The organism is Halorubrum xinjiangense (genome assembly GCF_049604745.1).
In the GTDB taxonomy this organism is placed as follows: domain Archaea; phylum Halobacteriota; class Halobacteria; order Halobacteriales; family Haloferacaceae; genus Halorubrum; species Halorubrum xinjiangense_A.
The window spans coordinates 1727785-1748371 of the sequence record NZ_CP187140.1 but is presented as its reverse complement, the minus strand read 5'-3'; the positions used below and the strand labels follow the sequence as shown (position 1 = coordinate 1748371).

Sequence of the window (20587 nt, the reverse complement as noted above, 5' to 3'; positions counted from 1 at the left end):
CGACTCCGGTGGCCGAGCGTCGCGGGTCGCTGTGGCTGTCGGGTCTCCTCGTCGACGTTCGACGCCGATTTACGCCTCACGCGTCAACTTGGGCGCATAATGGGATACGCGTGCCCCGTCTGCGAGACCCCGCAGCGCGACGGCGAACACCTCGCGCACCACCTCGCGTTCACGGCGATGCTTCACGGCGGCGACCACGAGGCGTGGCTCGACGAGCGCGTGGCCGACTGGAGCGAGCGAGAGCCCGCAGAGCTCGCGGCCGAGGTGACCCCGCACGCCGACGACGCCGAGTACGACGAGGTGTTCGAGGACACCGTCCCCCGCGGCCGCCCGGACGTCGGGATGGGCTCGGGCGACGGCGCGGCTCCCTCGGGGCACGATCACGCGCACGACCACGATCACTCCGACTCTTCACCCGGGGCCGGCGTCCCGGACCCCGACGCTGTCGACGACCCGGCGGTCGCCGAGGCCCTCCGCGAGGCGCGCGAGATGACCCGGGAAGCGCGAGACGAGCCGAGCGGCGACGACCGCGACACCGACGCCGATACCGACGCGTAGCGGAACGCCCTTCCCCGCCCCCGGCCAACCGCGCGTATGGAAACCAGAGGCACGTTCGCCCCCGAGACGCGCGCCGAGGCGCTCGAACGGTACGAGGAGGTCGGCCCCGTCGCGCAGGTGGTCGTCCGCGAGGCGACGAAGGCGATGTCGTTCGACGCCGACGAGTACGACGAGCGCGTCACGCCCGAGGTGATCCGGACCGCCCGCGACGCGACGTTCGCCGAGATGCTCGCGGTCCACGTCGGCGAGGGCGACGAGTTTGACGAGTGGCTCGCGGACAGCGAGTTCGACGACGAGGACGTGGTCCGGATCGGCTCTGAGAACGTCGACAACGTCGTTTGGCACCCGATCCCCTTCGCGGACACGGTGATCGCGGCGACCTACCAAGAGGAACCGGATGCGGCGGCCAGCACGCTCCGACGCAACGCCTTCGGGCGCGTGTACCGCGAGGAGTTCTACGAGTCGGGGCGGTAGGCGCCCCATCGAGAAACGGCGAACTGAGAGCTCACGAACCGAACGAAACCGCAGAATCGGACCGCGAGCGTCGCCGACGGCGACGCGCTACGGGGTCGACGCCTTACAGGCGACCGACGTTCTCGACCGCGACGGACTCGACGTCCTCGACCTGCGAGAACGCCTCTTCGACGGCCTCCGTGCCGCCCGCGCCGTCGGGGACGATGACGGTCGGGAGGAGCGCGACAAGTCCGAACGCGACGTCGTCGCGCTGGAAGCCGCGGATCTTGGCGCCCTCGGGGAGCGCCTCCTCAAGACGGTCCTGGAGGTCGTCGAGGTCGACCTCGGGGCTGTTCGGCATGACCTTGATCTTGGCGGCGACGTCGCCCATCTTACGGCCCCCGGAAGCCGCAGTCGTGGCACTCGTAGAGGTTGCTCTGCTTCCGGCACTTCGCGCACCGGTAGATGGTGGCGCCGCAGTCCGGACAGGAGAACCGCGCGGCGTTCATGCCGGACACCTGGATCCCACAGGAGACGCACTGCGGAGTGGCTTGAGAGTCGCTCTGGCTCATACACGTACCTACCGGCGGCGACTTTTAACCGTTGTTCTTTCCGCCGGAACGCGCCGTGCGCCCCGGTACCGTGCCGCTCGGCGGACGCGATCCCGGCGGGCCGCGAGGGCCACGCAGGCGCCGCTGCCGCCGGTCACCCGATCATCAGCGGGCCGATAAGGACGCCCATCAGGTGGACGCGCCGCGCGCCGACCCGCGGTGGGACGAGCCCCAGCGCGCCCGCGACGAGGAGAACGCCGACGCCGAACCCCCCGGCGAACGCGTACGACACGAGCGCGAGCAGTCCCAACACGCCGATCGAGAGCCGGGTGTAGTCGGCGTTCCCGACGATCCGGAGGTACGGGTCACCGACGAGCACGACCAGAGCGAACCCGAAGCACGCGGCGGTCGCGGCCGCGACGACCAGCATCGGCAGCGCGAACGGCACGCCGGCCCGGTCGATCGCGACGGTCACGCCCGTTCGCGGCGTTCCGAGCGCCACCAGCGCGAACAGCGCGAATATCGTGTTCGCCGTGCTCGCGCCGCTCGTCGCCACGACGAACCCGCGGTCGGCCGAGGCGCGCGGCACCGCGGGCATCGCGGCCACGGCGGCGATGGCGGCCGAGACGCCCGGCACGTACCCCACCACCGCGCCGGCGAGCGAGCCGGCGCCCGCGCTCGTCCCGAGGTCGCGCGCCCGCATCGCGATCCGCGGGTCCGCCTGTGGCGGGACGCCCTCGCCGCCGAGCGCGTCGACGAGGACCGGGACGCCGAACAGCCCGGCGAAGAGCGGCGCGAGGACGCCCCCGGTCGACAGCGGCGCCGCGGGGTCAGCGTCGAGCGTCGCGAAGCCGAGCGCGGCGCTCGCGAGGAAGACGACGAGTCCGCCGACCGCGGCCCGGCGCGACGATTCGGTGAGGACGAGCAGTGCGACGACGCCCCCGAGCAACAGCGGCAGGTGCGCGCGCAACGTCGGGTACCACCGCACCATCAGCCACGTGATCGGCACCGCCAGCGGCACCGCGAGCGCGACCGCCAGCCCGGATCCGACCGCGGAGAGGCGGACCGCCTCTCGACCGCGGCCCGCGATCACCAACCGGTGGCCGGGAAGCGCGGCGACCGCAGTCGCGGCGTCGGGCACGCCGAGCACGAGCGCGGGGACGATGTCGAGAAACGAGTGGACGACGCCGGCGCCGAGCATCGCGACGCCGACGAACAGCGGGTCGGCCGGCACCGACGGCGCGAACCCCGCCAGCAGCAGTGCGAAGTTGTTGGCGTGGAGCCCGGGGACCAGCCCGCTCGCGGTCCCGAGCGCGACCCCGCCGAGGAGGAATGCGAGCGCGCCCGCAGCGAACGTCGGGTCGACCACCGGCCGCACGAGCGCGTCCATCGAAGGGGATGGTCGCGGCTCCGGACTTAACGTGTCGGGCGGTCGCGACGGGCCGTAGAATCAGTGTGATTCGAACCGAGCGGTTAGGCGTGCTTCGCCGCCTGCGCCTTCTTCTGAGTGACGTAGCCGGCGATCCGGTTCCGGACGCCCTTCGACTCGACGGTCGTCAGGGTCGTGACGCTCTCCTTGTTCGTCTCGAAGTCCGTGTTGAACGAGTCGGGATACTGCTCCAGCAGGACGTTCCCGAGCTGCTTGATGTACTTGGGTTTGATGGCCATACCGAGCGGTACCGGCGGCCCGAACTAAAAGGGTTCGTTCCGCCGCGAGCGGCCGCGAGGCGGGGTCGCGGCCTCCGAAACGAGGTCGGCCCGACCGCGCCGTCGCGTCACGACCCCTCCCGTCGCTCCTCGTCGCGCTCCCGCCACCCGGTCGCCTCGTCGATGCGCGCGAACGCCTCGCGCTCGGCCGGGCCGCCGCAGCGCTCGACCACGTCGGCGAAGTAGCGGAGGCGGTCGAGCAGTTCGGCGGTCTCGAACGCCGGCACGTCCAGCCGCGACGCGGCCACCGTGGCGTCGACGACCGCGCCGAACCCCCGGTTCACCGTCGGCACGCGCTCGGCCACGACCGCCGACTCCACCGGCGACAGCTCCCACGTCCGAATTGTGGTGTCGCCCTCCGTCTCGGCGTCGACCTCCTCGGCGTCGACCTCGACCCACGCGTCGGCGCTCGGGAGGACCGGATCGTCGACCTCGCGGACCGTCAGTGCGGCGTCGACGAACGCTCGGGGGTCGACGGTGAACTGGACCACGCCGCCCCCGCGCTCGGCGAAGTTCCGCCACGTGCGGGTGCGGCCGTAGGTACGAGCGGTGACGGGACCGTCGGGCTCCCCGTCCGCATCGGTCTCGGGCGCGTGGAGTCCCAGCGCCGCGACGTTCCACCGGTCATTCGGCCCGAGCGTCGTCACGACGGACTCGGTGACACCTCGCAGCGGGACCGGCCAGCCGTCGGGAGCGACGCCGAGGTATTCCCTCTGCTCGTCGCTCACGGCGCCACCTCCGCGCCCCGCCGGAGCGCGACGAACAGTGCCGCGCAGGTGAGGTCCGCGGTCGTCCCGGGGTTAATTCCCTCCGCGACGAACGCCTCCGCCAGCGACTCCGCGGCGTCGAGGTCGGCACCGTGGACGGTGTCGGCGTCGACCGCGGAAACGTCTCCAGTTGGGGCCGTCGCGATCGCCCTCGACCCCAACGTCTCGGCCGCCCGCCTGCTCGTCTCACGCGCCGTCTCCGTCCCCCGAGTCGACGCGACGAGGGTGTCAGGCTCTGCTGCGAGCAGTCCGAGGAACGCCCGCGCGGCCCGGTCCGCCAGCGGCCCCTCGTCGGTCAGGATCCACTCGGCCGCGCGGAACGTCCGGTGGAACCCCTCTATCCACTCGGCGGCGTTGCGGTCGGGGACGCGATCCGAATCCGCGGGATCGGCCGACAGCGCCAGCACGTCTCGCAGAGTCATTCCCCGCCCGCGGAGCGCGGGCTCGGCGTCGCCCCCGCGGCGCACGTCGAGGTCGTCCGCGCCCGGCGGCGGGTCGTCGACCGCGACGTCGACGGCCTCGAACGCGCGGTAGAAGGCGACCGCATCGTCGACGGTCGTCGCCCGACAGACCGCATCGAGGCCGTCAGAGGAGAGTTCGCGGTCGGGGTCCGCGGCTGCCCGGACCAGCGGAACCAAGAGCAGCAGACAGCCGAACTGCGTGTTCGTGCCGGCGCGGTCGGCCATCCCCGCCACGGCGCGCTCGAACGCCTCGCCGACGCCGGGGGGGCCGCCCGCGGTCGACCCCGCCTCCGCAGCCAGTTCGAGTCCCGACCGCGCGCCGACCGCGCCGCCGAGGAACGCCTCGAACCGTAGGTCGTCGAGGTCGCGGCGCCGGTCGACGTTTCCGGGTTTCGGCGTCCCCGCGACCTCCACGAGGAGCGCGAGCGTCGCGTCGTCGACGGGGTCGGTCGTGCCCCTCCTGCCGGCCTCGTCCCGGCTCACGGCCACGCCTCCGATTCGGGACCCGCCTCGCGGCCGCGCCGGCGGAGCCGCCCCGCCCGCCACTCCTCCACCGCGTCCGCGACGCGCTCGAGGACCGGCGGGTCCTCCGTCGGGCGCCCCACGCTCACCGCGTCGGCGCCGTGTCCCGCGTACTCGGTGACCGTCTCGCGGCCGCGGACGCCGTTGTTGGCGACGAGCGTCAGGTCGGCGAGGTCGTCCGCGTCGTCACTCACGGGTGCCGCGTCGACGGCCGCCGCGAGGTCTGCGATCACCGCCTCGGAGTCCATCGCGTCGACGTGGAGCCAGTCCGCGCCGGTCGCGGCGACGCGCTCCGCGACGGCGACGAGGTCGACGCCGGGCACCTCGGCGCGGACCTTCACGCTCGTGGTCGCGCCCGTCTCGGCCGCGGCGGCGACGTACCGCGCGAGGCGGTCGGGCTCGCGGAGCAGCGACTCGCCGCAGCCGACCGCGCGCAGCTCCGGCTGCCGGCAGTGGGCGTTGACCTCGCAGACGGCGCCGCGGTCGGCGCAGATTTGGGCCGCTTCTCGGACCGGCTCCGGCGTCGCGCTCCGGACGTTGAACCCGGGACGGACCGGGGCGTCAGCGAGCGCGTCGAGCTGGTCGGCGACGAAGGCGAGCGGGTCGGCTGACAGGAACTCGGACCGGCCGCGGTCGACGAGGTCGCGGGCGGCCGCCCGGCTGGCCGGGTCGAGCGCGACACCGCCGAGCAGCGCGACGTCGACGTGCTCGGCCGCGGCGTGGGCCCACTCCGCGTCGGCGGCGCCGCTGAGGCTCGCGGCGACGAGGAAGGGTTCGCCGCCGGCGGGCGCCTCGCTCCCGTCGGCGCTCCGGGTCACTCCGCGCCCTCCCGCGGCGGCTGTGCGTCCGCCGCGTCGTCGGCGACCGCCTTCAGCGCGCGCTCGCAGGCGCGAGTGACGCGCTCGGCGTCGTCCGCGTCGCCGATCCGCGTGTCGGTGCGCTCGACGTGGCAATCGGGGAGTTCGGTCGGATCCTCGTCGTCGAGGACAAACGCGTCCGCGAAGGGATAGGAGTCGGCCACGCCCGCGGTCGAGGGATCGCGGCCGATTCCCGCCATCAGCTCCGCCGCGGGACCCGAAAACACCTCGTCGCCGACGAACGGCGAGACGGCGACCACGGGCGTCTCCCGGAGCGCGCGCTCGAAGCCGGGCAGCGCCAGCATCGGGCCGAGGCTCGTCACGGGGTTCGATGGGCCGATCACGACCGGGTCGGTGAGCGCCTCGAACACGGCGTCGGTCGGCTCGGCGTCGGCGGCGCCCCGGAACTCCACGTCGGCGACGGGCGGTTCGCCGCGGCGCGCGACCCAGTACTCCTGGAAGTGGAGCGTCTCGCCGCCCTCGGTGTGGACCAGCGTCGCGACCGGGTCGTCGGACATCGGGAGGAGGTCGACGTCGAGGTCGAACGCGTCCGCGAGGACCCCGATCGCCTCGGTGAGCGACTTCCCCTCGTCGAGCAGGCTCGTGCGCGTGAGGTGGACCGCGCGGTCGCGGTCGCCGATCTCCATGAACTCGCCGACCGCCGAGAACCGTCGCCAGCGGGCGATCTCTCGGCCCGCGGTCTGCGCGTCGTCGTTGAGGTAGCGGGGGGCCGTTCCGAGGCCGACCTCGTCGGCGAGCCGCCGCAGCTCCTCGTGAGTCGCGGTCGTGTCGCCGTCGATCCCCCACCACGTCTCGCGGTCGAGGACGCCGCCGCCCGCGAACAGCACGGTGTCGACGTCGGGGCAGACGAGGTGGCCGCCGAGCTCGACGTCGTCGCCGGTGTTGGCGACGACCGCGGTCTCGTCCGGGCCCCACACCCGGGCCGCGCCGTCGAGGAGCTTCGGCGTGCCCGTCCCCCCGGCGAGGAAGGTTACCATACCGGCGCAAGGCGACCCCCGGATTTGTATCCTCGCCTCCGCCGTCGACGAGCCAGACCGGAGCGAGTGCGAGGATGCTATTTATAAACAACTGACGACGCGCCGTCGATCCTCGCAGCCGGCGCGTGCCTCCGAGCGCCCATCGGGCGCGAGGAGCACGCGCGAGGGAGTCAGTCGCCGGAGCGAAGCGGAGGCGACTGACGAGGCTGGGGAGGCGTGAGGCTGCGGTGCTGTGCGGGGCGGGGTGGGACTCAAAGGGGCAGCCGCGAGGGCGAAGCACGCCGACGTAAGCACTGGAAGGAGCGAGCGGAGCGAGCGACTGAAGCGCGCAACGAGGCGCGCGAGTCCTCGCGGCTGGGGCTTTGGAGGCGTTCGGCATCGATTCGCAGTCACCGATTTATAAGCGAGTGGCTGGGGATTCGGAGGTGTACGCCACTGATTTGCGGTATCTCATTTATAAGTGAGCGCCCGGATATCCGGCCGCGGTCGCTACGACCTCCTAAAAACCCGATTCGACGGAATACACCTGGTAGTCGACGCCGAAACGAGATCTGAAAAATGTCGAGACCGATCAACCCGCGATCCGCCGAGATCCGCCCTTATATACGCCTTACGCGAGCTCGTCGATCTTGTCGACGACGGCGTCTGCGAACTCGCTGGTCGCGAGCTTCTCGCCGCCCTCGATCTGCCGGTGGAGGTCGTAGGTGACCTTCCCGGAGGCGATGGTCTCCTCGACGGCGTCGCGAACGAGGTCCGCGGCGTCGTCCCAGCCGAGGTAGTCGAGCATCTCGCGGCCGGAGAGGATCATCGCGGTGGGGTTCACCTTGTCCTCGCCGGCGTACTTGGGCGCGGAGCCGTGGACCGGCTCGGCGAGACAGCGGCCGTGGCCGCGGTTGATGCCGGGCGCGATGCCGAGGCCGCCGATCTGCGCGCCGGCGGCGTCGGACATGTAGTCGCCGTTGAGGTTCATCGTCGCGATGACCGAGTACTCGTCCGTACGGGTCAACAGCTGCTGGAGCATGTTGTCCGCGATGCGGTCGTTGACGACGACGGTGCCCTCGGGCTGCTCGCCGTCGTACTCGTCCCAGAGCTGGTCCTCGGTGATGACGTCCTCGCCGTACTCCTCTTCTGCGACCTCGTAGCCCCAGTCGCGGAAGGCGCCCTCGGTGAACTTCATGATGTTCCCCTTGTGGACGAGCGTGACCGAGTCGCGGTCGTTGGCGAGCGCGTAGTCGATCGCCTCGCGGATGAGGCGCTTCGAGCCGAACTCGGAGATGGGTTTGACGCCGAGTCCGACCGGACCGTCGTGGATGACGTCGGCGATATCCATGTCGTCTTCGAGGAAGTCGCGTACCTGCTCGGACTCGTCGGTGCCGGCCTCCCACTCGACGCCGGCGTAGACGTCCTCGGTGTTCTCCCGGAAGGTGATCATGTCCATCTCCTCGGGGTTCTTGACCGGCGACGGGACGCCGTCGATGTAGTAGGTCGGGCGGACGTTCGCGTAGAGGTCGAGCGTCTTGCGGAGCGCGACGTTCAGCGAGCGGAACCCGGCGCCGACGGGGGTCGTCAGCGGACCCTTGATCGCGACGCGGTGGTCGCGGATCGCCGAGACGGTGTCCTCGGGCAGGTTCTCGTCGTACATCTCTCGGGCGCTGGAGCCGGCGTAGACGCGCATCCACGCGATGGAGCGGCCTGTCGCCTCGGCGGCGGCGTCGAGTACCTGCTGTGCGGCCGGCCCGACGTCGGTGCCGATTCCGTCGCCGTGGATGATCGGGACAATCGGGTTGGACGGAACGTTCAGCTCGCCGGTCTCCTCGTCGGCGAGCGTGATGGCTTCGCCGTCGTCGGGGACGTCGACCTTATCGTAGCTCATGAACGTTCGTGGATTCTTGTGGGCCCCTAAAGTGCCTGCCGTTTTCGGCGTGAGCGTCGCGCTCGCAGCGTTTGCCGGTTCTCTCCGGCGGCTCCCGGACTCAGACCGGTTCGACCTCGACGTCGAACATCGACCGCCAGCGATAGCGCCGCCCGCCCCAGACGAACGTTCGACGAGCGAACGCGTACGCCATGAGCGGCGGCGCGATCAGCACGCCGGGCGCCGCGAGCAGGAACGTCGCGCGCCGGATCCCGAACCGGGCGTAGACCGCGCCCGCGAGCGCCGTGACGAGCCCCACGCCCGCGACCGGCGCGAACAGACACAGCGCGGCCATCGTGACGCCGAGGAGGACGTTGAACGCGGTCGCCCGCGGCGCGTGGTACCGCGTGATCGCAAGGAAACGGACGAACCGCTCCAGCGACCCCCGGAGCGAGCCGCCGGCCCGGACGTAGCGCGTGCGGTCCGCGGCCGAGACGTCGAGGTGCTCGGTGAGCGTCCCGTCGTCGCTGACGGTCCGCCGGAGGTCCCGCAGGAACGCCGCCTCGCCGTCGCGGAGGTCGTCGCGTTCGAAGATCACGGCGCCGCCCCACGCGATCCCCGCGGCCGACACCGCGAGCGTCCCGCCGATCACGTAGGCGGGCTCGAACAGCCGCGCGAGAGGGTCGAGCCCGACGAATACCGGCACCTCCGTGATCGGGCCCCGCCGCTCGTAGTCCGCGTCGAGCGTCGCCAGCCAGTCGGCGGGATGGTGGAAGTCGTCGTCGGTCCAGGCGATCCGGTCGTTCGCGGCCGCCTCCATTCCGGCCGCGATGGCGTTCGCTTTCCCCGAGCAGCCCTCCGGCTCGCCCGCGACCACGAGCCGGACGCGCTCCGGCAGGTCGTCGCGCCGGTCTGCGACGGGGTCGTCCGGCGAGTCGCAGATCACGAGCAGCTCGTCGGCCGCGGCGTCGCGGTCGCCGTCGCGGTCGCTGTCGGCGTCCGCGTCGTCTCCGTCCTCAGTGCCGCCGAACGCCTCGGGACCGCGGAGCTGGTCCGCCACCTCGTCGCAGGCGTCGGTCCAGCGGACGGTCGGCAGCAGGACCGACACCGGCGTCGAACTCGCCGGAGACGCGGTCGGTTCCGAAGCGGTCACGCGGTGCGATTCGGGCGGACGGATTATAAACGCCGGCGGGAATCGGTTTCGGGTCAGGCGGCGGGCGACCGTTCGGCCCCAGCGGTCGCCGCCGGCTTCCGGACGCTTATGTGGCCGCCGCGGGAGCCTCCGGTATGCGAGTCATCGTCCACGGCGGCGCCGGCGGCGCGCCGGACGACCCGGAGCCCAGACAGGCGGTCCTCGACGAGGCGGCCGCGCGCGGCGCCGACACCGCCTCGCCGCTCGACGCGGTCGAGTCCGCAGTCGGCGTCCTCGAATCGGACCCCCGGTTCAACGCGGGCGTCGGCGGCGCGGTCCAGTCGGACGGCGTCGTCCGCACCGACGCCGGCGTGATGACCTCGGACCGCGCGGTCGGCGCGGCCTGCTCGATGCCGGGCGTCGAGCACGCGGCGAGCGTCGCCCGCGTCGTTCACTCGGAGACGCCGCACATCTTCGTCTCGGGCGAGCACGCGGTCGACCTCGCCGCCGACTTCGGGGTCGAGACGGGCGTCGACCTTCTGACGGACGAGAAACGCGAGCGCTACGAGGCGGAGGACCCGCCGCGGGGGTCGCCGCGCGAACACCTCGACTGGCTCGCCTCCCGGTTCGGTTCGGGCGACGACCAAGCTGGGGAGCGCTCTGAGAGCGACGCACCCGACCACGACACCGTCGGCGCGGTCGCGACCGACGGCGAGACGTTCGCGGCGGTCACCTCCACGGGCGGCCGGTCGTTCGCGCTCGCCGGGCGCGTCGGCGACGTGCCGCAGGTCGGCTCGGGCTTCTTCTGTACCGAGGCCGGCGGCGCGAGCGCGACGGGCGCCGGCGAGGACATCGCGCGCGTCACGCTCTCGCGGCGCGCCGTCGACTTCCTCGACGACGGTTTCGACGCGCAGGCCGCGGCGGACCGGGCGATAGACGAGTTCGAGGAGATCACGGATTCGGGCGCCGGCGTGATCGTCCTCGGCGACGGGGGAGCGGGGAGCGCGTTCAACACGGAAGGGATGCAGACGAGCGTGGCAGAGAAGTAACCGGAGGCCGGCAGCCGGCGAGGTCCTCGGGCGGCCAGTTTCGCCTACCCCAGCCGCTCGTCAAGAATGAGCCGCGTCTTCGTTGACTTGACCTCGTCCATCTCCCGCGCCTGCGTGATCAGTTCGTTGACCGCGCGCGTGTCGACCGCGTCGACGACGAGGACGATGTCCTCCTCGCCGGAGACCTGCCAGACGAAGTCGACCTCCTCCCACTCGACCATCCGCTGGCCGACCGCGTCGGTGTTGACGTTCATCTCCACCGAGATCTCGATCATCGCTTTCACGTTGCCGGTGCGGGTCGTGACCGTGAACCGCTCGATCACGCCCTCGTCGGTCATTCGGTCGACGCGGTTGCGCACGGTCCCCTCGGAGGTCCCCACCCGGTCCGCGATCTCCGTGTATGGGGTCCGCGCGTCCCGTCGCAGGATCGAGAGGATCCGTCGGTCGAGGTCGTCCATACCGGTCCGTCTCGGTCCCCGGCCTTACCCGTTACGAATATCGTAACGAACCTTCGAACGACGCATTTATTATCCTTTGCGCGTACGTTTCTCGTAATGTCGGACGCCTACATCGCGCTGGCCGACGGACGCGTGCTCGAAGCGCGCGCCCGTGCGCCGGGGCGGACCCGCGGCGAACTGGTGTTCACGACCGCGTACACCGGCTACGAGGAGTCGCTCACCGACCCCTCCTACGCCGAACAGGTGCTCACCTTCTCGTACCCCCTCATCGGGAACTACGGCGTCCGAACCGAGCGGTTCGAGTCCGAGTCGGTCCAGCCCCGCGCGGCGATCGCCCGCGAGCTGACCGACGACGTCGCCGACTGGCTCGCCGAGGAGGGCGTGCCGGCCGTCGACCACGTCGACACCCGCGAGATCGTCACCACCGTCCGCGAGGAGGGCGCGATGGCCTGCGGGATCGCCGCCGGCCCGGACGCGACCCCCGAGGACGCGGTCGAAGAGATGGAGGCGTGCAAGCCGATGAGCGACCACGTCGACATCGGCGCGCAGGTGTCCGTGACGGAGCCGACCGTCCACGAGAGCGCCGACGGCGACGTCGACGTGGCCCTGCTCGACTGCGGCGCGAAGGGCTCTATCATCTCCTCGCTCACCGAGCGCGGCGCGGACGTCCACGTCCTCCCGTACGACGCGACCCCCGAGGACGTGGCCGCCGTCGACCCCGACGTGCTCTTCGTCTCGAACGGCCCGGGCGACCCGGAGAACTTCGTCGCCGCGCAGGAAGTGGTCGACGAGTTCGCGGGCGACCTGCCGCTGGCCGGCATCTGCCTCGGCCAGCAGGTGATCACGAGCGCGCTCGGCGGCTCGACGGAGAAGATGGCGTTCGGCCACCGCGGCGTCAACCAGCCCGTCAAGGACCTCCGCACCGACAAGGTCGTGATGACCACCCAGAACCACGGCTACACGGTCGCCGACACCGGCCCGCTCGAGGTGACGCAGGTGAACGTCAACGACGACACCGTCGAGGGGCTCGACAGCGAGGAGCTGGACGTCATCACCCGGCAGTACCACCCCGAGGCGAACCCCGGCCCGCACGACTCGCTCGGCTTCTTCGACGAGGTGCTCGACCTGGCGACCTCGTCGCGTCGCGTCGCGGCCGACTGAGCCGACGGCCGGCGCTCCCCGTTTTCCGCGGTTCCGCTGCCCTCCGACTGACCACTCGGAGTACCACCCGGTCGACGCCCGCGACGTTCGTTCCCCGCGTCTCCTCGACCCGCCCTCCGCTCTCCGTCCGCTCTCCGCCTCGTACCGGCGACGTTTTCTCCCGTCACCTCGCACAGTGACGCATGCCAACCGAGATCCTGCTCACCAACGACGACGGGATCGACGCCGTCGGGATCCGGGCACTCGCGGACGCGCTTTCGCGCGACTACGACGTGACGGTCGTCGCGCCCGCGACGAACCAGTCCGGCGTCGGCGGCGCGCGCTCGTGGTGGGAGACGACGGTCGACTACACCGAGACGGACCGCGGCTACGCGGTCGAGGGGACCCCCGCGGACTGCGTCGCGGTCGCGGACGTCGCTCTCGGGCTCGACCCCGACGTCGTCGTCTCCGGCTGTAACCACGGCCCCAACATCGGCGCGCACATCCTCGGGCAGTCCGGCACCGTCGGCGCCGCGATGGAGGCCTCCTTCCTCGGCACGCCCGCGATCGCGGTGTCGCTGTACGACCGCGGCAACCTCCCCGTGCCGCCGACGCTCGACAACGGCGACTTCGCGGTCGCCGGGGAGGTTGTCGCCGACCTGATCGACCGCGCCGAGGCCGGGAGCCGCGGCGCCGACGGAGCGGGCGACGACGGCCTCGAACTCCCGTTCGGCGCCGACGTGCTGAACGTCAACGTCCCGGCGGCGGACGACGAGGCGGCGGCGAACCCCACCTACCGGCTGACCGAGCCCGCGCGCGGCTTCGACGTGATCGAGTTCCGCCCGGGCGAGGAGGGCCCGGACGACGAGAACGCCCCGGAAGACGAGAACGTCCCCGAGGGCTGGGAGTTCAACGAGCGGCGCGGCGAGATGGGGATGGAGCTGCGCGACCGCTTCTGGCGCGAGTTCCTGCGCGGCAACGTCCCGGACGATCCCGGCTCGGACCGCCGCGCGGCCGTCGAGGGCGAGGTGAGCATCTCGCCGCTGTCGAGTTCCCGGTCCGTCGCGGGCGAGAAGGCAGGCGAGCTCGTCGAGCCGGCTCGGGGCGCCGAGACGGGCGCTGACTGACGGGGGCGGCGCAGTCGGGTCGAAGAGCGGAGATGACGGCGGACCTCAGCGCCGCCGCGGCGGCCGCCGCCCGCTGCCGGCGAACTCCTTCGCGAGCCGTCCGAGGTACCAGACGACCACGAGGCCGAGGAGGAGCCCGACCCCCGCCGCGGCCAGCAGCTGTATCGGTGACGGGTCCAACTGGAGGGCGATAAGCGGCGGCGAGGCCGTGACGATCGCAAGCAGCACGAGCTTGATCTTCCGGTTCCCGGCCTTCCGCTCCGCCTCGGAGATGGGTCCTACCACCGCGATCCACCCCGCGTTCCGACGGCTCCCGACACGACGCTCATGCGTTCACCACGCTCCCGGCGACCATCAAGGCGACGAACCGGTTCGGGTCGCCGGCGCTCTTCGCCCCCTCGACGCGGCGACGGTCGGCGCGCGACGCCGGCCTCCACGCGGCGACCGATCGCTCTCCTGTGTTCCGCTCGTTCAAAAGCGTCTCGACCGTTCACGCCGGTAGCGGGTTGTTACCGCCGTGAACGGTCTGGGTCGTTTAAGCCCGTCCGAGCGCTCGTGTCGGGTGCCCCTACCCGCTCCGGATCGCTGCCGCGGCGACCCTCCGGGACTCGCCCCTCCCCGCCGTTTCGCGGCGTTTTTGACCCGACCCCGACAAGCGACGCGCATGGACGACGAACTCCGCGAGCGCGTCGCGGCGGCCGGCGAGGCCGCGGCGCTTTTCAACGCGCTCAAACACGGCAGCGACCCGGACGTGGGCGCGATCATGGGCCCGATCATGGGCGAGAACCCCGAGTTCCGCCCGCACGGCGACGAGATTCCGGGCGTCCTCGCGCCGGTCGTCAACGAGGTCGGCGAGATGGACGAGGCCGAGCGCCGGGAGCGTCTCGGCGAGCTCGCGCCCGAGAAGCTCGCGGAGCTGGAGGCCGACGACGAGGCGGACGACCGCGTCCTCCCCGACCTCCCGAACGCAGAGGACGGCGAGGTCGTGATGCGCGCCGCGCCGAACCCGAACGGCCCGTGGCACGTCGGCCACGCGCGCATGCCCGCCGTCATCGGGACGTACAAGGAGCGGTACGACGGCGAGTTCATCTGCCGCTTCGACGACACCGACCCGGAGACGAAACGGCCCGATCTCGACGCGTACGACGCCATCCTCGAGGACATCGAGTACCTCGGCTTCGAGCCGGACCGCGTGCTGAAGGCGTCTGACCGGCTTGAGACGTACTACGACCACGCCCGCGAGCTGATCGACCTCGGCGGCGCCTACACCTGCTCGTGTTCCGGCGACGACTTCTCCGAGCTGAAGAACGCGGGCGAGGCGTGCCCCCACCGCGAGAAGGATAGCGAGACGGTCCGCGAGGAGTTCGAGGCGATGGTCGACGGCGAGTACGACTCCGGTGAGATGGTTTTGCGGGTGAAGACCGACATCGAGCACAAGAACCCCGCGCTGCGCGACTGGGTCGCCTTCCGGATGATCGACACCCCGCACCCGCGCGAGGAAGCCAGCGAGTACCGCTGCTGGCCCATGCTCGACTTCCAGTCGGGCGTCGACGACCACCTCACGGGCGTCACCCATATCATCCGCGGCATCGACCTCCAGGACTCCGCGAAGCGCCAGCGGTTCGTCTACGACTACTTCGACTGGGAGTACCCCGAGGTGCTCCACTGGGGCCACGTCCAGGTCGACGAGTACGACGTGAAGCTCTCCACGTCGACGATCAAGGAGCTGATCGAGGCCGGCGAGCTAACCGGCTGGGACGACCCGCGCGCGCCGACCATCCAGTCGATGCGCCGCCGCGGGATTCAGGGGCAGGCCCTCGTCGACTCGATGACGGAGCTGGGGATGTCCACCTCCGACGTCGACCTCGCGATGTCGTCCGTCTACGCGAACAACCGCGACCTAGTCGACGACGAGGCGAACCGCTACTTCTTCGTCCGCGACCGCGAGGACGACCCCGCGGTCGAGCTGCCGATCGTCGACGGCGACGCGCCCGCGCCCGAGGCCGGCCACCCGCGATTCCACCCCGAACACCCGGATCGAGGCGAGCGCGAGGTGCCCGCCGGTCGGGTCGTCGTCGAGTCCGGCGACCTCCCGCCCGAGGGCGAGCGCGTCTGGCTCAAGGGGTACGGTCCCGTCCGCTACGAGGGCGACCAGTTGGCCTTCCTCGACGCCGACATCGAGATCGTCCGCGAGGGCGACGTGGACGTGATCCACTGGGCGCCGGCCGACGAGGGGATCGAGACGCTCCTCCGGACGGTCGACGGGGACGTGCGGGGGGTCGCCGAGCCCGCGCTCGCGGAAGTGGATCCCGACACGGTCGTCCAGTTCGTGCGCGTCGGCTTCGCCCGAATCGACGCGTTCGACCCCGAGGCGACCGACGAGGAAGACGGGCCGAACGGCTCCGAGGACCTGCTGGCGTACTACGCGCATCCGTGAACCGAACTCGGCCCACTCGGCCGACCGAATCCGTTCGTCGGGGAGTTTAAACCCGCGACCGGCGAAGCGAGGGCAACGATGGCCATCGACTCGAACTTCGAAGTGAACCGCGAGCGGGTCGGCGAGGAGGACGGCGTCGCCGTCTGGGGCCCCGTCGAACCGCCGGAGAAGCAGGGGATCCGCGGCACCCACGTCGCGGTCGACTTCGACATCTGTCTCGCGGACGGCGCCTGTCTGGAGGACTGCCCGGTCGACGTGTTCGAGTGGGTCGACACCCCCGGACACCCGGAGTCCGAGCGGAAGGCGAATCCGGCTGATGAGGACCAGTGTATCGACTGTATGCTCTGCGTGGACGTCTGCCCCGTCGACGCCATCGACGTCGATCCCGGCCGCGAGAATCGTTTATAAATAGTCGTTGTCGGTGTAAGGGCGGTCTCCGTCGTCTGAGCTGATTTTATAAATAGTAGAGTCCAAATCGGCGGTGAACACCCCCAAAGCCCCAGCCGGGAGGCGGACGCACACTCGTTGCGCTCCTCGCTCGTTCGCTCCGCTCACTCGCTGCGGTGCTTACATCGTCTGCGCCCGCCTCCCGGCTGCCCCTTTGAGTCCCACCCCGCACCGCTCCGCACAGCACCTCACACCTCCCCAGCCTCGTCGGCCTCCCTCCGCTTCGCTCCGGTCGGCCGACTCCCTCGCGCGTGCGACTCACGCCCTTCGGGCGTTCGTCGGCACGCGCCACCGCGGACCTATTTATAAATAGTCGTCGCCGTTCTGCTCAGTCGCTTATAAACCGCTCTCGTTCCTCGCGCGCGAACTCGGTCCCGTACCGCTCGACGACGGGGACGAAGGCGTCGCCGAGCGCGCGCATACACGCGCTCGTCGAGACGAAATCCAGCTCCGCAGCGACCTCTTCCCACGGCCGCCCCTGAAGCACCTTCCGGACGAGCAGGCGCTCCTCCCGGTCATCGAGGCCGCTGCCGTCACCGCCGCTCCCCTCGATCAGCGTCGCGAGCGCGAGGTCCCGGAACGCCCCGGGCGCGGTGTCGTACATCCCCGGGCCGACCGACGCGCCGACGACGGAGCGCCACTCGGTCTCGGTGAGGTCGACCGGGGTCGGGGCGGAACACGCCCGCAGCGCGCCGCGGACCACGTCCGGGTCGACGTCGCGGTGCGCGTCCGAGAGCCCGTCGCGCTCGCGGTCCCGGAAGGCGACCGCGTGGCGGTCGAGCAGGTCGCGGCCGGCATCGGTCTCCGGGCGGAGCATGATCGCGGAGTACTCGCCCGAGGCGTCGTTACGGCTCGTCGAGAGGTGGACGGTGCGGTAGCCCGCTCGCCGCCAGAAGCGGAGCAGGCGCGGCGTCGCGCCGTAGCCGACCGAGAAGTAGTCGAGTCCCTCGCCGTCCTCCTCGCGGCCGCCGCCGAACTCCCCGTGGACCTCGTCGAGCAGCCGCGACCCGAACCCCGCGTCCCGGAGCGCGTGGTGGGTCGCGATCCGGACCGTCCGCAGGCCGCGCGGCGCGGCGGCCGCCTCGTCGCGCAGCTGGCTCGTGAGCACGTCCGGCACCATGTTCCCGCGGACGCGCTCCCCCTCGTACATCCCGCGCCGCGTCTCGCTATCGAGCCCGCCCTCGCGCGCGAGCAGCGCGACCGCGACGACTCGGCCGTCCGCGACGAGCGCCCGCGCGACGAGGTTCGGCGCGTCGAGCAGCCGCGCGAGGTCGTTCGGCTCGGTCCGGTAGTGCGCGGCGACGAGCAGCCCGAACGCCTCGCCGAGCAGCGTCTCGTCCGCGAGCAACTCGTCCGGGTCAAGCGCGCGGTACGTCGACTCGTCGACCGACGCGTCCGCGACCGCCGCGTCGACCGCGGGGCGGGCGTCCAAGAGGAGCGCGCGCGACGCCCACCCCTCGACCGGGTCGTTTCGCGCGTAGCGGATCGGCTCGTCGAGGCGGATGTCGCTGACCGCGAACCGCGAGCCGAGCAGCCGCTCGCGGAACCGGACCGCGAACCCGCGTCCTGCTCCCTCGTAGCCGTGGACCGTCGTGCAGAACGCGACCGCGGGCGCGTCGAGGAACCCCTCCAGCAGCCGCACCGGGAGCGCCGCCGCCTCGTCGACGATTGCCGCGTCCGCCTTGTCGGCGGCCTCCGCCGCGGCCGCGGGCGGGAGGTACCGGACGTGACCGCCCGCCGGCGTCCGGAGGTCGCGCTCGCTCGCGTCGTCTTCGGCGGTGTCGCCGCTCGTTTCTCCGCAGATCAGCTCCCGGGCTCGCGCGAACACTTCCGCCGCGTTCCGGAACGCGGGCGCGGTGACGAGCACGTCGGCGCCCCCGAGCGCGAGCGACCCCGCCGCGAGCCCGGCCGCGCTCGACTTTCCGCGTCCCCGGTCCGACTCGACGACGACTGCGGAGCCGGAGTCGGCGAGCGCCTCGAACGCCCGCAGCGCCCGCGCCTGATCGTCCGTGAGGCAGGCGCCGTACGCGGCCGCGGGGAACGTCGCCCCCGGCGGTGCGCTCGGAGCATCACGGTCGCCGGCCTCGTCGCGCCCGTCTATCTGCCCCTCGGTGAGTCCGTCGCGTTCGAGGGTGTCGGCGCCGGCTTCGTCCCCGAGCGCGACGACCGCGATTCCGGGGTGCGTCCGGAGCGTCGCGATGAGGCGCTCGCGGAACCGACCCGTCACGTCGTCGATACCGAAGGGCGGCACGGCGAGCGAGTCGTCGAAGCGGTCGCGGATCGCCGGCCACTCGTCGAGCGCGGGGGTCAGGAGGATCAGGAGTCCGCCGCCGTCGACCGCGCCGACGGCGCGGCCGAGCGCGTTCGGGACGAACTGCTCGTGGCAGTCGAGGACGACCGCCTCGCGGGTGCGCCCCAGCAGCTCGTCGGCGTTCCGCGGGCGCGTTTCGTCGAACCGGAACCCCTCGCGCGTCGAGACGAGCGAGACGTCCCCGTTGTTGACCCCGAGCGATTCGACCGCGTCGTAGGCGGCGTCGACCCCGCGGTCGCGGTCGCCCGCGAGCACGAGGACGCGCCGCTCGTTCGCTCGCTCGGCCTCTGCGCGCAGGTCGCGCGCGACTCCCGCGATCATCTTCGGTCGTCGTTGCCGAGGCGCGCGCATGTGTCTTGCCCTCCGGACCGCCGCCGTCGCGCCCGTCCACGGATGGACCGGGCGACGCCCGCGAAGGCGGGAGGCTTACGGACGCTCGGCGCGTCGCTCCGGGCATGACCACGGTCACGCTCATCGGGACCCGGCTCGCGGACGTCGGCCGCGAGTTCGTCTACGAGGGGGAATCGGCCGACTGCGAGGGGTGTCCCTACCGCGGCCAGTGTCTCAACCTCTCTGAGGGCACCCGCTACCGGGTGACCGGGATCCGCGAGAACGCGCAGACGCTCGACTGCGCCGTCCACGACACGGGCGTCCGCGCGGTCGAGGTCGAGCCCGCGTCGGTCCCCGCGAACGTCCCCTCGAAGCGCGCGTACGCCGGGAGCAAGGCGTCGCTCGCGGGCCCCTGCCCGCACACCGAGTGCCCGAGCCACGGCTACTGCGTCCCCGACGGCGCCGACTTCGACGAGGAGCGCGTCATCGATCAGGTGCTCGGCGAGCCCCCGCACGAGACGTGCGCGCTCGACCGCGACCTGACGCTCGTGGAGTTCCGCGCGGAGGACTGAGAAATCGACGTATCGGCCGTCCGCTTACAGCGCGGTGACCGCGTTCAGCGTGATCCGGATCGCGCGCTCGACGTTGTCCTTCGCCTTCTCCGGTAGCTCGTCGTCGGAGTCCGCGCCCTTCTGGGTCCCCGCAACGAGGTTGCCGTCGACGGTGCAGATGGCGCCGGCGGCGAGCCCCTTGCGCCGCGCGAGCGAGAAGACGGTCGCGGCCTCCATCTCGATCGCGAGCAGGTTCGCGTCGTTCCAGTCGTCGACGTACTCGTCGTCCTCGTTGTAGAACGCGTCGTCGGAGACGATCGGGCCGACGTGGATCTCCTCGTCGTTGTCCTCGGCCGCCTCGACGAGCCCCGTGAGCACGTCGTAGTCCGGGACGGCCGGGTACACCTCATCTTCGTACCGCTTGCTCGTCCCCTCCTCCTTGGCCGCGCCCGTCGCGACGACCATGTCGCCGACCTCCATGTCGGCCTGTAGCGCCCCGCAGGTGCCACACCGGACGAACGTCTCGACGCCGACCCGCGAGAGCTCCTCCACGGCGATCGCGGCCGACGGGCAGCCGATCCCAGTCGAGCAGATCGTGAGGTCGGTCCCCTCGTAGCTCGCATTCACGATCTTGTACTCACGGTTCTGTGCGACGACCTCGCTGTCGTCGCACAGATCCGCTATCCGGTCGACGCGCCCCGGGTCGCCCGGGATGACCGCGATGTCGTGTACGTCGCCTTCCTCGACCAGCAGGTGCGGCTGTTTCGCCATACGAGCGGGGACAGCCGCCGCGCGCAAAAACGGACCGGTCGGCGGGCCGGAGATGGCCCGCGAGACGAATTTAATATCGCGCTATAAGATTTATGAACGGGTCGAGAC

At 71.6% G+C, this 20587-nt stretch carries 22 protein-coding genes; 8 read left to right on the top strand and 14 right to left on the bottom strand.

What is annotated here, in order from left to right:
- The first annotated feature begins 99 nt into the window (after positions 1 to 99).
- Both ACOZ35_RS09980 and ACOZ35_RS09975 read left to right on the top strand, forming a co-directional pair.
- Positions 100 to 558: a DUF5810 domain-containing protein gene (locus ACOZ35_RS09980; RefSeq protein WP_424013461.1), complete on the top strand. Its 459-nt coding sequence runs from the start codon at positions 100 to 102 to the stop codon at positions 556 to 558.
- Positions 559 to 594: 36 nt separating this feature from the next.
- On the top strand, positions 595 to 1032 hold the full coding sequence (locus tag ACOZ35_RS09975) for a DUF5809 family protein (protein WP_424013460.1): 438 nt from the start codon (positions 595 to 597) through the stop codon (positions 1030 to 1032).
- A 103-nt stretch (positions 1033 to 1135) separates the two neighbouring features.
- On the opposite strand, the gene ACOZ35_RS09970 is transcribed toward ACOZ35_RS09975, so the two are convergent.
- The 10 genes from ACOZ35_RS09970 to ACOZ35_RS09925 form a co-directional block, all read right to left on the bottom strand.
- The gene (locus ACOZ35_RS09970) at positions 1136 to 1402 is read right to left on the bottom strand and encodes an elongation factor 1-beta (protein ID WP_424013459.1); all 267 of its coding nucleotides are present in this window, start codon (positions 1400 to 1402) and stop codon (positions 1136 to 1138) included.
- A 1-nt stretch (position 1403) separates the two neighbouring features.
- Positions 1404 to 1583 carry an HVO_2753 family zinc finger protein gene (locus ACOZ35_RS09965; protein WP_017343870.1) on the bottom strand — a complete coding sequence of 60 codons (180 nt, stop codon included), beginning with the start codon at positions 1581 to 1583 and terminating at the stop codon, positions 1404 to 1406.
- A gap of 133 nt (positions 1584 to 1716) precedes the next feature.
- On the bottom strand, positions 1717 to 2952 hold the full coding sequence (locus tag ACOZ35_RS09960) for a tripartite tricarboxylate transporter permease (protein WP_424013458.1): 1236 nt from the start codon (positions 2950 to 2952) through the stop codon (positions 1717 to 1719).
- 83 nt (positions 2953 to 3035) lie between these two features.
- Complete coding sequence (locus ACOZ35_RS09955) at positions 3036 to 3230, bottom strand: 30S ribosomal protein S17e (protein ID WP_424013457.1); 195 nt, start codon at positions 3228 to 3230, stop codon at positions 3036 to 3038.
- A gap of 107 nt (positions 3231 to 3337) precedes the next feature.
- On the bottom strand, positions 3338 to 3997 hold the full coding sequence (locus ACOZ35_RS09950) for a DUF447 domain-containing protein (protein WP_424013456.1): 660 nt from the start codon (positions 3995 to 3997) through the stop codon (positions 3338 to 3340).
- Complete coding sequence (locus tag ACOZ35_RS09945; protein WP_424013455.1) at positions 3994 to 4980, bottom strand: triphosphoribosyl-dephospho-CoA synthase; 987 nt, start codon at positions 4978 to 4980, stop codon at positions 3994 to 3996. The genes ACOZ35_RS09950 and ACOZ35_RS09945 overlap by 4 nt, the downstream gene beginning before the upstream one ends.
- Positions 4977 to 5837, bottom strand: a complete 861-nt coding sequence (locus ACOZ35_RS09940; protein ID WP_424013454.1) for a tRNA-dihydrouridine synthase — start codon at positions 5835 to 5837, stop codon at positions 4977 to 4979. Before ACOZ35_RS09940 ends, ACOZ35_RS09945 begins: the two co-directional genes overlap by 4 nt.
- Positions 5834 to 6874 carry a 2-phospho-L-lactate transferase gene (cofD, locus tag ACOZ35_RS09935; protein ID WP_424013453.1) on the bottom strand — a complete coding sequence of 347 codons (1041 nt, stop codon included), beginning with the start codon at positions 6872 to 6874 and terminating at the stop codon, positions 5834 to 5836. The genes ACOZ35_RS09940 and cofD overlap by 4 nt, the downstream gene beginning before the upstream one ends.
- A gap of 610 nt (positions 6875 to 7484) precedes the next feature.
- The gene (icd, locus tag ACOZ35_RS09930) at positions 7485 to 8747 is read right to left on the bottom strand and encodes an isocitrate dehydrogenase (NADP(+)) (protein WP_424013452.1); all 1263 of its coding nucleotides are present in this window, start codon (positions 8745 to 8747) and stop codon (positions 7485 to 7487) included.
- 100 nt (positions 8748 to 8847) lie between these two features.
- Positions 8848 to 9879 (bottom strand): glycosyltransferase, encoded by a 1032-nt coding sequence (locus ACOZ35_RS09925; RefSeq protein WP_424013451.1) that lies wholly within the window; start codon positions 9877 to 9879, stop codon positions 8848 to 8850.
- A gap of 134 nt (positions 9880 to 10013) precedes the next feature.
- On the opposite strand from ACOZ35_RS09925, the gene ACOZ35_RS09920 reads away from it, so the two are divergent.
- The gene (locus ACOZ35_RS09920) at positions 10014 to 10907 is read left to right on the top strand and encodes an isoaspartyl peptidase/L-asparaginase (protein WP_424013450.1); all 894 of its coding nucleotides are present in this window, start codon (positions 10014 to 10016) and stop codon (positions 10905 to 10907) included.
- 44 nt (positions 10908 to 10951) lie between these two features.
- Here the strand turns inward: ACOZ35_RS09920 and ACOZ35_RS09915 are convergent, their stop codons facing one another.
- Positions 10952 to 11365, bottom strand: coding sequence for an Lrp/AsnC family transcriptional regulator (locus ACOZ35_RS09915; protein ID WP_137687187.1), 414 nt, complete (start codon positions 11363 to 11365; stop codon positions 10952 to 10954).
- Positions 11366 to 11461: 96 nt separating this feature from the next.
- Between ACOZ35_RS09915 and carA the strand changes: the two genes are divergently transcribed.
- Both carA and surE read left to right on the top strand, forming a co-directional pair.
- Positions 11462 to 12526 carry a glutamine-hydrolyzing carbamoyl-phosphate synthase small subunit gene (carA, locus tag ACOZ35_RS09910; RefSeq protein ID WP_424013449.1) on the top strand — a complete coding sequence of 355 codons (1065 nt, stop codon included), beginning with the start codon at positions 11462 to 11464 and terminating at the stop codon, positions 12524 to 12526.
- Positions 12527 to 12708: 182 nt separating this feature from the next.
- A complete protein-coding gene (surE, locus tag ACOZ35_RS09905; protein WP_424013448.1) occupies positions 12709 to 13632 on the top strand; it encodes a 5'/3'-nucleotidase SurE in 924 nt (307 codons plus the stop codon).
- A 45-nt stretch (positions 13633 to 13677) separates the two neighbouring features.
- Here surE and ACOZ35_RS09900 read toward each other — a convergent pair whose 3' ends face one another.
- Positions 13678 to 13917 carry a hypothetical protein gene (locus ACOZ35_RS09900; RefSeq protein ID WP_424013447.1) on the bottom strand — a complete coding sequence of 80 codons (240 nt, stop codon included), beginning with the start codon at positions 13915 to 13917 and terminating at the stop codon, positions 13678 to 13680.
- Between the two features lie 379 nt (positions 13918 to 14296).
- Between ACOZ35_RS09900 and ACOZ35_RS09895 the strand changes: the two genes are divergently transcribed.
- Both ACOZ35_RS09895 and ACOZ35_RS09890 read left to right on the top strand, forming a co-directional pair.
- Positions 14297 to 16069, top strand: coding sequence for a glutamate--tRNA ligase (locus tag ACOZ35_RS09895; RefSeq protein ID WP_424013446.1), 1773 nt, complete (start codon positions 14297 to 14299; stop codon positions 16067 to 16069).
- Positions 16070 to 16147: 78 nt separating this feature from the next.
- Entirely contained in the window at positions 16148 to 16477 is a 330-nt protein-coding gene (locus ACOZ35_RS09890; protein ID WP_006114386.1) for a 4Fe-4S dicluster domain-containing protein, read from the top strand.
- Between the two features lie 367 nt (positions 16478 to 16844).
- On the opposite strand, the gene tmcA is transcribed toward ACOZ35_RS09890, so the two are convergent.
- Entirely contained in the window at positions 16845 to 19148 is a 2304-nt protein-coding gene (gene tmcA, locus ACOZ35_RS09885; RefSeq protein WP_424013445.1) for a tRNA(Met) cytidine acetyltransferase TmcA, read from the bottom strand.
- A gap of 134 nt (positions 19149 to 19282) precedes the next feature.
- Here tmcA and ACOZ35_RS09880 point away from each other — a divergent pair, with 134 nt between their 5' ends.
- Positions 19283 to 19729, top strand: a complete 447-nt coding sequence (locus ACOZ35_RS09880) for a UPF0179 family protein (protein WP_424013444.1) — start codon at positions 19283 to 19285, stop codon at positions 19727 to 19729.
- 24 nt (positions 19730 to 19753) lie between these two features.
- Here ACOZ35_RS09880 and ACOZ35_RS09875 read toward each other — a convergent pair whose 3' ends face one another.
- Positions 19754 to 20479 carry a nucleoside phosphorylase gene (locus ACOZ35_RS09875; protein ID WP_424013443.1) on the bottom strand — a complete coding sequence of 242 codons (726 nt, stop codon included), beginning with the start codon at positions 20477 to 20479 and terminating at the stop codon, positions 19754 to 19756.
- Positions 20480 to 20587 lie beyond the last annotated feature (108 nt).

Coding starts and splice junctions, on each gene's coding strand:
- ACOZ35_RS09980 (WP_424013461.1), top strand. CDS start 100: ATGGGATACGCGTGCCCCGTCTGCGAGACCCCGCAGCGCGACGGCGAA.
- ACOZ35_RS09975 (WP_424013460.1), top strand. CDS start 595: ATGGAAACCAGAGGCACGTTCGCCCCCGAGACGCGCGCCGAGGCGCTC.
- ACOZ35_RS09970 (WP_424013459.1), bottom strand. CDS start 1,402: ATGGGCGACGTCGCCGCCAAGATCAAGGTCATGCCGAACAGCCCCGAG.
- ACOZ35_RS09965 (WP_017343870.1), bottom strand. CDS start 1,583: ATGAGCCAGAGCGACTCTCAAGCCACTCCGCAGTGCGTCTCCTGTGGG.
- ACOZ35_RS09960 (WP_424013458.1), bottom strand. CDS start 2,952: ATGGACGCGCTCGTGCGGCCGGTGGTCGACCCGACGTTCGCTGCGGGC.
- ACOZ35_RS09955 (WP_424013457.1), bottom strand. CDS start 3,230: ATGGCCATCAAACCCAAGTACATCAAGCAGCTCGGGAACGTCCTGCTG.
- cofD (WP_424013453.1), bottom strand. CDS start 6,874: ATGGTAACCTTCCTCGCCGGGGGGACGGGCACGCCGAAGCTCCTCGAC.
- icd (WP_424013452.1), bottom strand. CDS start 8,747: ATGAGCTACGATAAGGTCGACGTCCCCGACGACGGCGAAGCCATCACG.
- ACOZ35_RS09920 (WP_424013450.1), top strand. CDS start 10,014: ATGCGAGTCATCGTCCACGGCGGCGCCGGCGGCGCGCCGGACGACCCG.
- ACOZ35_RS09915 (WP_137687187.1), bottom strand. CDS start 11,365: ATGGACGACCTCGACCGACGGATCCTCTCGATCCTGCGACGGGACGCG.
- carA (WP_424013449.1), top strand. CDS start 11,462: ATGTCGGACGCCTACATCGCGCTGGCCGACGGACGCGTGCTCGAAGCG.
- surE (WP_424013448.1), top strand. CDS start 12,709: ATGCCAACCGAGATCCTGCTCACCAACGACGACGGGATCGACGCCGTC.
- ACOZ35_RS09895 (WP_424013446.1), top strand. CDS start 14,297: ATGGACGACGAACTCCGCGAGCGCGTCGCGGCGGCCGGCGAGGCCGCG.
- ACOZ35_RS09890 (WP_006114386.1), top strand. CDS start 16,148: ATGGCCATCGACTCGAACTTCGAAGTGAACCGCGAGCGGGTCGGCGAG.
- tmcA (WP_424013445.1), bottom strand. CDS start 19,148: ATGATCGCGGGAGTCGCGCGCGACCTGCGCGCAGAGGCCGAGCGAGCG.
- ACOZ35_RS09880 (WP_424013444.1), top strand. CDS start 19,283: ATGACCACGGTCACGCTCATCGGGACCCGGCTCGCGGACGTCGGCCGC.
- ACOZ35_RS09875 (WP_424013443.1), bottom strand. CDS start 20,479: ATGGCGAAACAGCCGCACCTGCTGGTCGAGGAAGGCGACGTACACGAC.